The following is a 16,106-nucleotide window of genomic DNA, read 5'->3' as shown; positions in this document are numbered from 1 at the left end:
TCTCAATACTTTAAAAAAACTAAATTAATCAACCATAAACCTTAACCATTAAATTTTATATCTATACTGATATATTGAATATCAGTACTTTATCATTTTTATTGATGCAAATATACATCATTTTCTTTTCAACCAATATTTTTTATGGCTATTTTTTTGCCGAAAAATTAGTTTTTTTTCATCTATATAAATTCCATGCGAAAAATTTTACCTTAAAAAGACACGTTTATTAATATTATATAAATATTTGTGATTTAACATAATGTATGTTATTTCTTTCTCAGTAAATATAAGCCCAAAAATGTTAATAATCCATTCAACATTAACAGTTCATAGCCAAATTCATATCCCCAAAATTTTGACGAAAAGATATTAATTATATAACAAATTAATGGAGATAATAATGCGACTACTGGCACCAAGTTATCCCTTACTTTATATTTGGTAAGTAATCCGAATGCAAACAATCCAAGAAGTGGTCCATATGTATATGAACATAATATGTATATTACATCTATCATACTCTTAGAATTAATAGTCTTGAATAGTAATATAAATATTATGAATAAGACAGATATCATCAGATGCGAAATTTTACGTAAGCGTTCATCTTCAGGCTTACCTTTTATGTCAACACAGAAACTTGTTGTAAGTGCTGTAAGAGAAGAATCTGCACTACTGAATGAAGCGGCCACAATACCTATAGTAAATAATATTACGACAAGATCTCCTAATTTGCCTGTTGCAGCAAACATAGGTAACAATTCATCTCCTGTAGCAGGAATGTTTATGCCCTGACGCGAAGCGAACGTTATTAATAAAACTCCTAATGATAGAAACAAAAGGTTAGCCGGAACAAAAGCGAAGCCATAAGTACACATATCTTTTTGAGCCTCTTTCAAAGTTTTGCATGTAAGATTTTTCTGCATCATATCCTGATCAAGCCCTGTCATAACAATTACTATAAATATACCACTAAAGAACTGTTTAAAGAAATTTTGCCTGGAAACCCAATCATCAAATATAAAAATTCTACTTTTCGAATCTGAAATTATGGATGAGACGGTATCACCTACTCCCATATTCATAGAATGTGCTACATTTACTATAATAAGAATGAGAGCTGCAAACATACATAATGTCTGAAAAGAGTCTGTCCATACAAGAGTTTTTATGCCTGCTCTATGGGTATAAAGCCATATCAAGCCAACCATTACAACTACTGTTATCACAAATGGAACATTTAAGGCATCTAAAACGAATTTTTGCAAAATGATGCAGACCACATAGAACCTCACGGCTGCACCTGTCATCTTAGACAGTAGAAAGAAAGAAGCTCCTGTCTTATAAGACATTTTGCCTAATCTACTATCAAGGTATGAATATATCGTAGTAAGTCTCAACTTATAATATACAGGTAGTAGGATGAATGCAACTGCAAAGTAACCGAAGATAAAGCCTATGCAAGTCTGCATATAAGTCATATCTGTCTTTTCTACCATTCCTGGTACTGATATAAATGTAACGCCTGATATAGAAGCTCCTATCATACCGAAAGCGACCATGTACCATGGTGATTTGCGGTTTGCCCTATAAAAAGCATCGTTATTATAAGACTTTCGGCTAGTTAATCTACTTAGCATTAATAATATAAGAAAGTATATTAATACCGTTATTACTATTATCATTTATTTATTTCCTCTAAAATTGTGATTCCTTGTTCCACAGACTTAACGTCTGATATTACCATAGAACGTTTGCCTTTGTTCTCACGCAAATTACAATGGCGCGGATTTGCTGCTATATAATTTAATATTTTATCAAAAGCACTACTTCTATAGTATGCGCTATTCGAATTACTTACAAAATAAAGACTCATATTACCTCCCTTTAGGAAAATCTTTTCACATCCAAGACACTTGCCTAAACGACGTAATGATACAACTCTCATTAATTCTTCTCCTTTGGAAGGAACATCTCCAAATCTATCAATAAGGTTTGCTCTGAAAAGTTTTAAGTCTTCATCTTTCTCAATACTGTCAAGTTGCCTGTATATAAGTATTCTCTCACTGCTATTAGGTACATATTGCTCAGGAAAATATAATTCCAAATCGCTCTCCAGTAAACAGTCGTCTACAAATATATCACCTGTGATTTCTTCTTGTTTTATATCGTCTGCATATAAGTCACTAAATTCCTCATTTTTAAGTTCGGTCATAGCTTGATTCAAAATTTTCTGATATGTTTCATAACCAAGATCAGCAATAAAACCACTCTGCTCTGAACCAAGAAGATTACCTGCACCTCTAATATCAAGATCTTGCATCGCGAGATGAATACCACTACCTAAATCTGAGAAGGTCTCTATTGCCTCTAGTCTACGTCTAGCTTCAACATTAAGTTGAGATATTGGTGGAGCTAGAAGGTAACAGAAAGCTTTCCTATTTCCTCTACCTACACGACCTCTCATCTGATGTAAGTCACTAAGTCCGAAATGTTGAGCATGGTTGATTATTATGGTATTAGCATTAGGAATATCTATACCATTCTCCACTATTGTAGTAGATAAAAGCACATCATAGTCGTAGTTTACAAAACCTAATATGATCTTTTCAAGTTCTTCAGGTTTCATCTGTCCATGTCCAATGGCTACTCTTGCATCCGGAACTGTTTCGTGAATAATCATCTCTAGTTCTGGCAGACTTGATATCCTGTTACTTACGAAAAAGACCTGTCCATTACGGCTCATTTCAAAGTTGATAGCATCCTTTATTATTTCCGAACTAAAAGTACGCACTTCTGTTTGTATCGGGTATCTGTTGGGAGGCGGTGTCTGTATTACGCTCATATCTCTCGAACCCATTAAAGAGAACTGAAGAGTTCTTGGTATAGGCGTGGCGGACATTGTCAATGTGTCTACATTGACTTTAATCTGACGTAGTTTTTCTTTTGTAGATACACCGAATTTTTGCTCTTCATCTATTATAAGCAGTCCTAAATCTTTGAATTTAACAGATTTACCTATAATTTTGTGTGTCCCTATAATGATATCTATCTTACCTGAAGCAAGATCGGCAAGAACTTCTTTTGTCTGTTTAGCACTTCTGGCGCGTGACAGATAATCAACTCTTACAGGGAAGTTTTTCAACCTTCCTAAAAATGTTTTGTAATGTTGATATGCAAGCACCGTTGTAGGCACCAATACAGCTACCTGTTTACTGTCTGCAGCGGCTTTGAACGCAGCACGTATAGCTACTTCTGTTTTCCCAAATCCGACATCGCCACATACCAGCCTGTCCATCGGCAGGGCTTTTTCCATGTCAGCCTTTACATCATTAGTAGCTTTAAGTTGATCAGGAGTGTCTTCATATAAGAAACTGGCTTCCAATTCATGCTGCATGAAAGAATCAGCGCTATAAGCATATCCTTTCTCCTTCTTTCTTCGTGAATACAATTTTATAAGGTCGCGGGCTATATCTTTAAGCTTTTTCTTGGTACGCTCCTTCATATTTTCCCAAGCGCCGGTACCTAGCCTACTCAAATGTGGCGGTTCTCCATCTTTACCTTTATACTTGGAAATTTTATATAGTGAATGGATTGAAACGTAAACTACATCATTGTTCTGATAAACAATACGTACCATTTCTTGATAGCCGTCTCCTTGAGGAACTCTTACTAATCCACCAAATTTTCCTATTCCATGGTCTACATGAACAATATAATCGTTTATATTAAGCTCGTTTATCTCCTTTAGAGACAGTGCTACCTTACCGTTTCTTGCTTTATCAGAACGGAGATTATATTTGTGATATCTGTCAAATATCTGATGATCAGTGAAAAAACAAACCTTTAAATCATTATCAGCAAAACCTTCATGTAATGTTTTGTCTACAGGAGAAAAAGCTATTGGCGTAGTATGAGAAGCGTTACCCATCTCATCAAATATATCACGAAGCCTTTGATTCTGCTTCTGACTGTCAGCCAATATATACAATTCATATCCTTTACCAATATACTCTTCTAATGCACTTGCAAGTAAATCAAAGTTTTTGTGGAACATTGGCTGGGCAGTAACATTAAAAGTTATCTTCAGTTGATGGTTCACATTAGATGGGTGTAAAAATTCTATGCGCCTATAGCCAATTGCGTCAGATGTAAACTGAACACCACTTATCAATTGGCTGTCTTTATCCATCTCCTCATATATCTGTTTCTGTTCCTGTTCTGTAGCACCTTCCAATCTTTCAGTTATTGCCTGGTCACTAAAACCTTCTTGATATATTTGATCTATCTTGTCACGTACAAAAATAAAATCTTTCATTACCAGCATTGTCATCTCCGGCAGAAATTTCATCAGAGAGACCTTATCCAAGGACTGTCCTTTAAGTTCTGGAACGATTTCAATCTGATCTTTACTCTCTTTTGATAATTGGCTTTCTACTTCAAAAGTTCTTATCGTATCAATGTCATCACCAAAGAAGTCTACACGATATGGATATTCGCTGCTATACGAATAAACATCCAGAATACTACCACGAAGAGCAAACTGACCCGGTTCGTAGACATAGTCAACCTCGTCAAACCCAAGAGATATAAATTTCTTTTCCATATCTATCACATCGACGGTCTGTCCTTTAGCCAATCGTATTGTACGCTCATCGAGTCGATTTTTTGAAACCACGAGTTCACCAACGGCAGCAGGATATGTCACTACATATAGACTCTCATTATTATTACCAAGCCTGCGTAGAACCTCTGTTCTCAATATTTCATTAGCCGAATCATGCTGGCCATACTTTATAGCCCTTCTATATGACGATGGGAAAAAAAGGACATTACTTTCCCCCATGACCTGTGTAAGATCATGATAGAAGTATCCAGCCTCATCAGCATCATTCAGGATAAAAAGCAATGTAGATTTATACTTATTGTAAAGGCTGCCAAAAACCATTGGGGCAGCAGAAGAGACGAGCCCATCAAGGAAAATACTCTTCACCTGATTATTTTCCAGAGACTCAGCCAAAGCACCAATCTGAGGCAACTTGGCATAAAGACTTTGCAGTTGTTTTATTTCCATTATAAAATTCGTCACAAAATTACTAAAAATCCACGATATAACATTCTGTATTAATAAATAAACTTATATTTATTTTGTATTCCGCTCTATTTGCACTACCTTTGCGCAAAAGTATAATCATACGACGATGAACGAAAGCGACAGCATTGTTATAATTCCTACTTATAATGAAAAAGAGAATATAGAGAAAATAATACGTGCAGTTTTCTCTTTAAAAAAGTGTTTCCACATACTTGTTATTGACGATGGCTCTCCTGATGGAACCTCAAAGATAGTACACAATCTTATTGATAATGAGTTTGGAAACAGACTTTTCATAATGGAACGTTCAGGCAAACAGGGACTGGGAACTGCATATATATCGGGATTCAAATGGGCTCTACAGCGTGATTATGAATATATTTTTGAAATGGATGCCGACTTCAGTCATTCGCCAGAAGACTTACCTCGTTTATATGCTGCATGCCACAACGACGGGTATGATTTAGCAATCGGCTCTAGATATGTAAGTGGCGTTAATGTTGTGAATTGGCCTATAGGAAGAGTACTTATGAGCTATTTTGCATCAAAATATGTCCGTTTCGTTACAGGTTTTAAAGTTAATGACACAACTGCAGGATTTAAATGTTATCGTCGCCGGGTATTAGAAACAATAGAACTGGATAAAATACGCTTTAAAGGATATGCATTTCAAATAGAAATGAAGTACACAGCTTATAAAATAGGCTTTAAAATTAAAGAGGTACCGGTTATCTTCATCAATCGCCGCGAAGGTATAAGCAAAATGAATGGTGGCATTTTCGGTGAAGCATTTTTCGGAGTAATAAGATTAAGAATAGACAGTTGGACTAAAAAGTATCCAAAGTTACCTATACAATGAATAAGATTCTTACTGATGGACTACCCATGCCAGCGAGGCTATGGGCTATAATTTCTGTATCACTCACAATCGGTATGTCATGTTTGGACATGAATATTGTGAATGTTGCGTTACCTGCACTTTCCGTTCAATTCGGAGTATCTCCCTCTTCCACGATATGGATAGTTAATATATATCAGCTAGGTATTATTTCTACAATATTAGCATTCTCTGCATTAGGAGACATCTACGGTCTGAGACGTGTGTACCTTACTGGTATCATCGTTTTCGTAATGGCATCCATAGGATGCGTTTTATCACAGTCATTTACTATGCTTATCGTTGCTCGAGGTTTTCAGGGACTTGGAGGAGCCATGCTTACAGGTGTCAATCAAGGACAACTAAGATATATATATCCTAAAAGCAAACTTGCTACAGGAATGGGGATCAACGCCATGGTTGTGTCATGTTCAACACTGGCAGCACCTAGCTTGGCCGGAACAATATTATCTGTAGCAACATGGCACTGGTTATTTATTATCAATGTTCCTCTAGGACTAACAGCATTCTGGTTCGGGAAAAGATATTTACCGCGTCAGGAGTTGAAAGTTGATGCCAAGTTTGACTATTTAAGTGCAATTATGAATGCGCTTGTATTTGGATTACTGGTATTCTCACTTGAAGGATATGCTCATGGAGAATCGATACATCTTGTAGGCATTCAATTACTCCTATTTGCTTTTATCTTTTTTTTCTATATCAAACATGAGAAGAAAAAAGAAGTACCATTGTTACCACTTGACTTATTCAGAATTCCGATAATATCCTTTTCTGTATTTACAAGTATATGCTCTTTTACAGCTCAGATGCTGATGACTATATGCATGCCCTTCTTACTTTTAAAAGGACTTCACTTTAGCATGATTACCACTGGTGTTTTGCTTACTGCATGGCCTATAGCTACAATGATTACGGCTCCGCTTGCAGGTATGATGGTGAGCAAGATTCATCAGGGAATATTAGGATTCATCGGACTGGCTATAATGTCAGTGTTTTTATTCTCATTAACATTAATACCTGAGCATCCATCTTTTACGAATCTATTTATACGTATGTTCTTTTGCGGATGTGGTTTTGCTATGTTTCAAACGCCTAACAACAATACGATTGTAACAAACTCACCACCAGCACGCAGTGGCGCAGCTAGTGGACTGATAGGCACAGCGCGCGTTATAGGTCAGACTACCGGTGCGGCCCTTGTTGCTATGTTTTTTGCGATGAACGAATCAATAATGACCAGCAGCGATATATGTTTATATACAGGAACAGGAGTAGCTGCTCTTGGCGCAATATTAAGCATAACAAGACTAGATATGAAAAACAGAGGGCGTGCTAAGAAATAAAAGAAACTACTGATCTGTATTTTCTACATATCCCTGATACTCGTCAACCAGACCTGACATAACAACATCATAACTTTCGTTTTCCATCGCCTTTATATTATCAGCACCTTTACTCTGCGGATATATCGGTTTGTGAATAGTAAGAGTAAGCGGATGTCTTGTTATCCAATGAAAATCTCTCATTCTCGGCATCACATTGAAAGATCCATTTATTGTAAGCGGCACTACTGGCAATTGTAATTCGTCTGCCAGCATAAATGCGCCACGTTTAAATTTACCCATATGCCCTGTAAAGGTACGTGCACCTTCAGGAAAAACAACAAGACTCATTCCATCTTTCAGATTTTCTCTTGCCTTATCGTAAGAAGCTTTTATCTTGCTAGGGCCACGTTTGTCTACAAATATCTGATGAGAGTATTCACATGCAATACCTACAAAAGGCATCTTTCTCAGCTGGTACTTCATCATCCATTTGAAATTTCGGTGCAGAAAACCGTATATCAGAAATATGTCAAACATTCCTTGATGATTGGCTACAAACACATATGATTGACCTTTCTTCAGATTTTCGCGTCCCGTAACGTTCACTCTGAGAAGGAATAAATGAACGGTAACTTTTGACCATAATAGACCGGGATAATAACCCCAAAAATGTCCATTGCCTATTATGCAACCGATTGTTGTAAAGGCAGCTGTCAAAATGGTAGCTACAAAAAATAGCGGTAAAGCTATAAAAAGCTGATAAATACGATAAATATATTTCATAGCTATAATTTATTATTTTGATTTATGAAGTTTAATTACTACAATTTCTCCAGATGCTCCGAAACGGAACGGAACAAATCCACCCAGACCTACTGATACATTCATGGCTCTATCACCTGAATAATACATACCTCCCCATTCAGAATATAACCACGATGCGGGTGATTTACCAAAAATTTCAAACTGCATGGCGTGTGTATGCCCACTCAACGTAAGTTGAGCGTTTGATTTTGGCAATATGCTACGGCGCCAGGCTGAAGGATCATGCTGAAGCATTACTATAAAATTCTTATTTGACGTTCCTTTTAAAGTTTTCTTTATATCACCGAGCTGAGGAAATGGCGGTTTACCATCGTTTTCCTCACCGGCAATTATTATAGAATCTTTCCCTCGCTGTATTGAATGGTTTTCATTTCTAAGGAGATTCCATCCAAAACTTTTCTCTAATTTTATTGTTTCACGCTCATTTGCTCTTTTCTGATCTGGAGTACCGCCTATATATTTTGAATAGTCATGATTTCCCAATACAGAGAAGACACCATCTTTTGCCTTTAAACTGCTCAAGCGACCTATATGCCTATACATTTCCTGCGGTGCCATGTTTTGTAAATCTCCAGTAAATAATATGACATCAGCTTTTTGGGCATTAATACTATCAATAGCTCTTTGTAGTATGGTCACTCTGCTACCTGTATAGACCCCAACATGTGCATCAGACCATTGTATGATCTTATATCCTTCGAAGGATGCAGGCAAATCCTTTGAGTAATAATCAACATGCCTTATAACAAGTTTTCTAAATCCTATGGTAGAACCATAAATCAATATATATATAGTTATTAACGCCAATAACAGGCCCACAAAGTTACCCCAATTTTTCCTTGAATGATTTAGTTTACAATACCCCCATCCTATAATAGAACACAGAGCAAAAAACGCTTTCGGAATTACCATAAAACCGATTAAAAACAAATAAACATTTAACCAAGAGAGATTATCAGGAGCATAATTTTTAACTGAGGCTAAAAGTATTGTATATATGACCATCAGGATATCCGGAAGCCACCATAACAGTCTTTTCCACCATCTGATATTTTTAAGATGTCTAATATAGTGCGCATCAATATAAATATCAGACAGCACTATCATCAATAATATATATATGAATATTCTAGCTATCATATTATCCTTCTATTTCAGCAAACTGCTTTGTAGAAAACGTCTAATCATCTCTACAGGTACGCAACGCCTTTTCGCATAATCAACCAACTGATCCTCTCCTATTTTTCCAAGATCAAAATAAAATGACTTTGGATGTGAAAACATAAATCCTGACACAGACGCATGTGGTTTCATTGCTCCACTATCTGTAAGTCTGATACCTATTTCTTTCATATTCAATATCTCATCAATAATGAAATTTATGCTTGTATCTGGAAGAGATGGGTATCCTACGGCAGGTCTTATACCTTGATATTTCTCCAGATGCAACTCATTCATTGTAAGATTTTCATCCTTAGCATATCCCCAATACTCTTTACGCACCTGTTCATGCATTTTCTCTGCTGTAGCTTCAGCCAGTCTGTCAGCAAGTGTCTGCACCAGCATCCTCTTATATGGGTCATCTTTATAATCTGTTTCCATCCTGATATCTACAGATGTTGCAAATAATCCGATCCGATCTTTCTTACCTGAATCTATTGGACGAATGAAATCTGTTAGACACAAATTCGGTTTACCATCTGATAATTCTTTTTGCTGCCTTAACATAGGTATACGCATCTTATCAAATACGAGATCGTCACAATCGCTATTAACATCATATAAGCCGAAAAGCCCTTTTACAGTATATTTCTCATTCAGTTCATCAAGCATGAGTAATGCTTCTTTACGCAAGCGTTCTTTAGCTTCTTCAGGCTTACCTGTCATATTCCATGCATGGAAGAAGTAAAGCCAGTTGATATATGGCTCTAAATCACACACACTATATGATAATACCTTTCTCAATGCTATATCAAAAATTGAATACTACTTCTTGTCCATGATATTCATTATAGAAGTCACCTGCGCTATACACAGCATGACCGTTGCAGAATGTATGCACAACTTGCCAGTCATATTTATGGCCCGTCATAGGACTCCAACCACATTTGCTCTCTATACAGGCAGGTGAAACGGTCCAAGGCGAATGAGGCTTTACTATCACCAAGTCGGCCTTGTATCCTTTTCTAATAAAACCTCTTCCTTTAACGCCAAATAAGCTAGCCGGATGATGACACATCAATTGCACCATCCGTTCAATACTAAGCACTCCTTCATCAACAAGTTCTAGCATTGTTACCAGCGAGAACTGTATAATTGGCATTCCTGATGACGCCCTTGCTGCTCCTCCTACTTTATCTGTAATAAGATGCGGTGCATGATCTGTGCCTATTACGGCAATACGACCGTCATTAAGTGCTTTTCTCAATGCATTTCTGTCGGCTTTAGTCTTTATCGCGGGATTAACTTTAATACGACTTCCAAATGTAGCATAATCCTCGTCAGAAAAATAGAGGTGACCGATTACAGCCTCTGCAGTTATCTTATCATTGCTGCTATCAAAGAGTTCCAGTTCTTTAGCTGTTGTTACGTGAGCGACATGCAAGCGAGTGCCTAACTCTTTAGCCATACTTACAGCTAACGCGGTAGAGTTATAGCAAGCCTCCTCTGAACGTATAAGCGGATGATATTTAATGTCCGGATCATCTCCATAAAGTATTTTGGCCTTAGCCATATTACGATTGATTATAGATGTATCCTCACAGTGTACCATCAATGGTTTATCACCTGCGCTCTGAAATATCTTTTTTAATGATTCAACATTATCCACAAGCATATTGCCTGTAGACGATCCCATAAACAACTTAACGCCTGGTATTCTGTGCTTGTCAAGCTGGTCGAATAATCCAACATTTGTATTGGTTGCACCAAAGAAGAATGAATAATTAATATGACTTTTTATCTTGGCGGTCCAGAATTTGGCATTAAGATTTTCAACATTAGTAGTCTGCGGAAGAGTATTAGGCATATCAAAAAAGGTAGTAACGCCACCAACAGCAGCTGCTCTGCTCTCTGTCTCAATATCAGCCTTATCTGTAAGTCCCGGATCACGGAAGTGTACATGATCGTCTATAATACCGGGCAGAAGATAGCACCCTTCTGCATCTACGACACAATCGAAGATACCTGTAGGCACCTTCGATTCTTCGTTTATCTCTTTTATTATTTCGTTTTCAACGATAATACTGCCTTTGAAGGATCTACCTTCATTTACAATGACAGCATTAGTAATTAACGTTTTCAATGCTTAAAAGTCAAAATTCTATTGTGGAGCATTAGTAAGAGAACCCGTTGGTTGTTGCTGAGATGATGGTGGAGGCCCTGCCGGTTCAAGACCATTCATTCGATTCTGGTTCTCTTGAGCTGTTTGATAGTATTCCTTCACATAAGGGTCATTCTTAAATTTTTCTGTAGCCTTGGTCATTATATCTTCAATCCAAGGATTCAATATCGGATATTGATAACTGCTTGTAATCATCATAAAGACACCTGGGCCCAATACATTATCATAGTTTTCTACAATAAATGAAGTCACAAGTTTATCTTCCTGAGATGATATTTTATCTGCTTCGCCCGACAATTTTATATTGATATTATCAATATTGCCACCATTCATAATCATCTGGCTCTGCTTATGGCTAAGTTCGTTCATCTGATTATCCAATTGATTGTGCTTATCAATAAACTTATATAATTTTTCGTTAAGTGGTGTACCTGTAATGCTCTGCTGTGCATTATCTATTTTGATAACAATCTGTCCGTTCTCCAAGACAACAGGCATAACACTCTCATCATCCATGTAAATACTCGCCATACGGGTAGAATCAATTACACCGGAAAAATGAAATTTACCATGTACTACGTCACACGAATCTATATTTTTCAATTCTTTATTCTTAACTACTTTAAGAAACAGCATACGCCCATCAAGAGTTGAAATAGAACTAGTGCCTTCAATGTTATATGATTCTGTGCAGCCAGTCAATACTGCCAAAGATATTAATGCATAGAGAATTTTATTCATATATTATTCTTTTCTTATTATTGCAAATGTACAATGTATAATCGATGTACGGAAATAAATTTATGCTATTTAAAATAAAAGAGGTCTATTTTATAGTTTTTTTGCCTCTTTGTTAAGTTCGTTGTTGATTCTATGAGTAGTATACATCTCTATAATTGCTGCACAAAGCAATATCACTACCCAATTATTGTGTATATATTTTACATAGTATAGAAAATCCAGTTTAATGAACATAAATTTATCTTCAATCATCATCAGACCTGCTAAGACAAAAAATGCATCTCCGGCAAGTTGTATTCTACGCAATCTTTTAATTGTAATATTACGCCCTTCATAAGCCTGCTCATATTGAATATAGGCGAACGCCACTGCTCCTACAGAATATATCCACGGTGCAGCAATCCACTGAAAGATAAATGTTCCGGAACCGACAACCATCAGTATGGCACCTATCAACATCACTATATTCTGTATTTTGGAAAGTTGTTTCATAATTAATAGTTCTTAGATTTATTTTCGTCGTCACTCAGCACAAAGATATCCTCATCATCTGCTTTCATAAAATATCGTTCACGCGCAATTTTCTCTATTGCCTTTGGATTTCTGTCTAGCATTCTCAACTCGCGCATATCTTTGTTATACATATTATTATATTTATCGATATCTTCATGCATATCGTTTATATGCCTACGGTTTTGTATATGGTTCCATACGCTGTTCTCGTCAGCAAAACCAACTAGCACTACAGAAGCGAAAATAACTATATAGTATTTATAGCTACGCAGGAATCCGATGACAGAACCAAGCCGACTCATTGTTGTTCATATTATTTAGGTGCAAAGATAGTGCATTTTTTCGATTTATAAAACTTAAAATAGATATATTTTGTTTACTGTCGTAATAAATTGATCGTGCCTACATAATCAACACCTCTTAAATAGTTTTGTATTACTAAGTCGCATTACATTTTGCAGATCTACTTTACTGAGATAATGATTCGCCTGTAACTCGTCAGGTTTGGTTTGCCGTTGTCAGTAACTTCACATATTATATGTATTTCATGTTTTGATGCGTCTTTAGGAATATTGAGATAGATACATTCCGAATTTTCGTCTTCTATATTTAGTTCTTTGTGATAAGTGCCCGACTCCGCCATCTGCCACCACTTCACTGACAACTTATCACCATCAGGATCTATCGATTTTGTTGCATCCAATTTTATTTTTTCCCCTGCTTTTGCTTTAACTGCTAAAGATTGAATACCGGATACTCCATTTACGATAACTGTCGGATTTCTGTTTCCCTTGCCGAATTCAGCCCAATCCATACGTGCTGCAAAATCATTAAACTCGGCCTGATAAAAGTAATTCGCATACTTTTCTGCTATTTCTTTTGCCTTACCTGTATGATTGGTCCAACAGTTTGTTTCTTTGTCCATACCTATTCCCCACTCAAAATATCCTCCCCAGCCTGCCTGTCTTGGATCTTGTGGATTGCTTAACCCATTTGGGGTAATGTAAAGATAAGAAGGTGTGTCTCCTTCTACCCCATATTTGAAGTTAGGATACACTCTGCCTAAATATCCATGTCCCTGTATATACTTGGCATATGAGTCCCAATGCTTTGAACCATTTCCACACTGAGAGAGCCAAGCAGTTTCGTCCCAGATAAATTTAAGTTTGCCTTCAAATTCACGACGCATCCACTGATGAGAACTGAATGGATAATTGGTATAACGTTGATCCCAACCTACATCCTGATCTGTTATGGTATAGACACACAATTTTGAGAGGAACTTATTCAATTGTTCTGTGGTACGAGTTTGCTTAACTTTCCATATCGCCTGTGCCAAAGTATTTGCTCCTCCCCAGGTGGATATATAAAGAGGACGTTCATCCGACTCATCAACCAGACGGATTATCATATCACTTCCCTGCGTATTATTGTTTGCACCTATCTCTTTCATACCCAATCTACTACTACCAAGGGCCACCCTACTCTTGAGGTATGCTGCACTTGGCCAATATCCTAACTTCTGTTTTCCGTTTTCCTGTCCTAGTGAATTAAACCCTTTTTGATTTGAACGCTTCATCAGATTAGGAAGATCTTTGCTATAAGCATCTATTGCCGTAAATATACTATTCATCCATTCTGCAGGATAAGCTCTGCCACTACTATTCCACCCACCGGTAGCTATCAGGGCTTCGATCTCATATTGGTCAGCATGTGCCAGAAGCCGAACCATAGATTCCATATCATCAGGTTCTATATCTCCGGGGGCTATATCTGTGAGGATAACGACTCTAGGTTTTAACTGCTGATTATTCACAACTAATTTAGACACACGCGCCTGACAATAGGTAAATGGTATAATTAGAAAAGAAAACAAGTATAAAATTTTCATATTTATATAGATTTGTGGTATAATGGCTTTTATCCAATGGTGGATCATAATCTCATGCAAAGTAAATAAAAATATTCAAAACTCAATAATATTTTTAATGAAAACTGAGTTCTTTATCAGATATATAACACAAGACAATTCTAATTTAGTCCATTGATTCGATTATGTAAATATTAATTAACAAAAAAGAGGTTTTTATTTAACGAAAATGAAAAAATAATCAATAAAAAACTTGCGTTATTCACTATTTTATATTTACTTTGCATATTCGTGGTATTGTGAAGAACAATAAATAAATCAAATAAATAATTTCAAAATGGTACATTTCTTATTATTAGTATTTAGTATATAGATAAGTAACTTTAACTAAAAATAAAAGAAAATGAGAAAGAAAAACATTGGGAAATTAATTAGAGCCACTGCAGTGATACTTATATCCTGCTGCATGTCATGCGCCAAGACGGACATCGAAGAAGATTATGGTGACGGATATTCTTTGATAAACGTGGGTGACAAATTACCTAGTTTTAGCGTTGTAGATAATTTTGGTAATGCTTACAGCGACAAGACCATAAATGGGAATGTGAGTATGATTGTTTTTTTCAACACCTCATGTGGAGATTGTCAGAAAGAATTGCCTATAATAAATGATGTTTATATAAAGTTCAGTAACAGGAAAGATTTTAAACTAGTCGCAATAAGCAGAGAACAGGATAAGATTTCGGTTGACAACTACTGGACAGACAAGAGTTTTTCTCTGCCATTTTGTGCTCAGAAAGATAGAACTGTCTATGACAAATTTGCGATTCAGACTATACCGAGAATTTATATTAGCAACAAAAACAACATTGTTTCATTCAAATATGATGACGAAGCTATGCCTGATACTCTTCAGTTAGCAACGGCCATTAGGTCTTTATATTGAAAATATTCTTTTATTAATAGCTTTTGATTAACTGTAAAACTTATGGATCGTTTCATGTACTTTGAAATATTCTTTCAAGCACTGATTTTGGTGGTTCTTTTCCGCATCAGTTGAAAGAGAACCACTTTTATTTATTACAGGTTTTAGCCCTTTATCTTGTTATTTGTTTGATGGCTTTTATTTATTAAAAAACTTTTTCAACCTCAAACCTCACTAATCTTGTATAAATATATGTGTATCAGTATATTATATGAGTGAGGTTAAGTTATCTAACCTCACTAAACCTCACTCTGTCTTTTTCCGAAAGTGGTTGACTGTTCTAATCTTCCTTTTTGATATATTGTGATTTAATACCGCAAATAATTCCATATTTTTTAAACATATTAGACTAACATCAAATATTGACTGGTAAAAATATTTATATATAAACAATTAAATTATTGAATACCAATATATTATATTTGCTTATACTATGAAATGCATTTACTAAAGCATTGATAATTCAGCCCAAAACAACTTATTTTTAGATACAAATCAACTTGTTTTG

The 16,106-nt window shown here is 36.0% G+C and carries 13 protein-coding genes; 3 read left to right on the top strand and 10 right to left on the bottom strand.

Annotated elements, in window-relative coordinates:
* Positions 1-269: 269 nt before the first annotated feature.
* Positions 270-1,688, bottom strand: a complete 1,419-nt coding sequence (locus XYLOR_RS01270) for a sodium:solute symporter (RefSeq protein ID WP_036876267.1) — start codon at positions 1,686-1,688, stop codon at positions 270-272.
* Positions 1,685-5,077 (bottom strand): transcription-repair coupling factor, encoded by a 3,393-nt coding sequence (mfd, locus tag XYLOR_RS01265; RefSeq protein ID WP_036876265.1) that lies wholly within the window; start codon positions 5,075-5,077, stop codon positions 1,685-1,687. The genes XYLOR_RS01270 and mfd overlap by 4 nt, the downstream gene beginning before the upstream one ends.
* 127 nt (positions 5,078-5,204) lie before the next feature.
* Here mfd and XYLOR_RS01260 point away from each other — a divergent pair, with 127 nt between their 5' ends.
* Positions 5,205-5,957 carry a polyprenol monophosphomannose synthase gene (locus XYLOR_RS01260; RefSeq protein WP_036876263.1) on the top strand — a complete coding sequence of 251 codons (753 nt, stop codon included), beginning with the start codon at positions 5,205-5,207 and terminating at the stop codon, positions 5,955-5,957.
* Entirely contained in the window at positions 5,954-7,339 is a 1,386-nt protein-coding gene (locus XYLOR_RS01255; RefSeq protein WP_036876262.1) for an MFS transporter, read from the top strand. Before XYLOR_RS01260 ends, XYLOR_RS01255 begins: the two co-directional genes overlap by 4 nt.
* Positions 7,340-7,345: 6 nt before the next feature.
* Here the strand turns inward: XYLOR_RS01255 and XYLOR_RS01250 are convergent, their stop codons facing one another.
* The 8 genes from XYLOR_RS01250 to XYLOR_RS01215 form a co-directional block, all read right to left on the bottom strand.
* On the bottom strand, positions 7,346-8,104 hold the full coding sequence (locus XYLOR_RS01250; RefSeq protein ID WP_036876260.1) for a lysophospholipid acyltransferase family protein: 759 nt from the start codon (positions 8,102-8,104) through the stop codon (positions 7,346-7,348).
* A 12-nt stretch (positions 8,105-8,116) separates the two neighbouring features.
* Entirely contained in the window at positions 8,117-9,286 is a 1,170-nt protein-coding gene (locus XYLOR_RS01245; protein ID WP_036876257.1) for a metallophosphoesterase, read from the bottom strand.
* A 9-nt stretch (positions 9,287-9,295) separates the two neighbouring features.
* Positions 9,296-10,111 (bottom strand): vitamin B12 dependent-methionine synthase activation domain-containing protein, encoded by an 816-nt coding sequence (locus XYLOR_RS01240; protein WP_036876255.1) that lies wholly within the window; start codon positions 10,109-10,111, stop codon positions 9,296-9,298.
* Positions 10,112-10,118: 7 nt separating this feature from the next.
* Positions 10,119-11,450: a dihydroorotase gene (locus XYLOR_RS01235; RefSeq protein WP_036876253.1), complete on the bottom strand. Its 1,332-nt coding sequence runs from the start codon at positions 11,448-11,450 to the stop codon at positions 10,119-10,121.
* 18 nt (positions 11,451-11,468) lie between these two features.
* Positions 11,469-12,230: a DUF4369 domain-containing protein gene (locus XYLOR_RS01230; RefSeq protein WP_051508812.1), complete on the bottom strand. Its 762-nt coding sequence runs from the start codon at positions 12,228-12,230 to the stop codon at positions 11,469-11,471.
* Positions 12,231-12,320: 90 nt separating this feature from the next.
* A complete protein-coding gene (locus XYLOR_RS01225; RefSeq protein ID WP_036876251.1) occupies positions 12,321-12,722 on the bottom strand; it encodes a hypothetical protein in 402 nt (133 codons plus the stop codon).
* Between the two features lie 2 nt (positions 12,723-12,724).
* The gene (locus XYLOR_RS01220) at positions 12,725-13,045 is read right to left on the bottom strand and encodes an FtsB family cell division protein (RefSeq protein WP_036876249.1); all 321 of its coding nucleotides are present in this window, start codon (positions 13,043-13,045) and stop codon (positions 12,725-12,727) included.
* Between the two features lie 161 nt (positions 13,046-13,206).
* Positions 13,207-14,634, bottom strand: a complete 1,428-nt coding sequence (locus XYLOR_RS01215; protein ID WP_036880465.1) for a DUF1593 domain-containing protein — start codon at positions 14,632-14,634, stop codon at positions 13,207-13,209.
* Positions 14,635-15,016: 382 nt separating this feature from the next.
* Between XYLOR_RS01215 and XYLOR_RS01210 the strand changes: the two genes are divergently transcribed.
* The gene (locus tag XYLOR_RS01210; protein WP_036876248.1) at positions 15,017-15,559 is read left to right on the top strand and encodes a TlpA family protein disulfide reductase; all 543 of its coding nucleotides are present in this window, start codon (positions 15,017-15,019) and stop codon (positions 15,557-15,559) included.
* Positions 15,560-16,106 lie beyond the last annotated feature (547 nt).

The organism is Xylanibacter oryzae DSM 17970, assembly GCF_000585355.1.
GTDB classification, from domain to species: Bacteria; Bacteroidota; Bacteroidia; order Bacteroidales; family Bacteroidaceae; genus Prevotella; species Prevotella oryzae.
The sequence above is the reverse complement of the archived record's forward strand: the minus strand, read 5'-3'. Positions and strand labels throughout refer to the sequence as shown.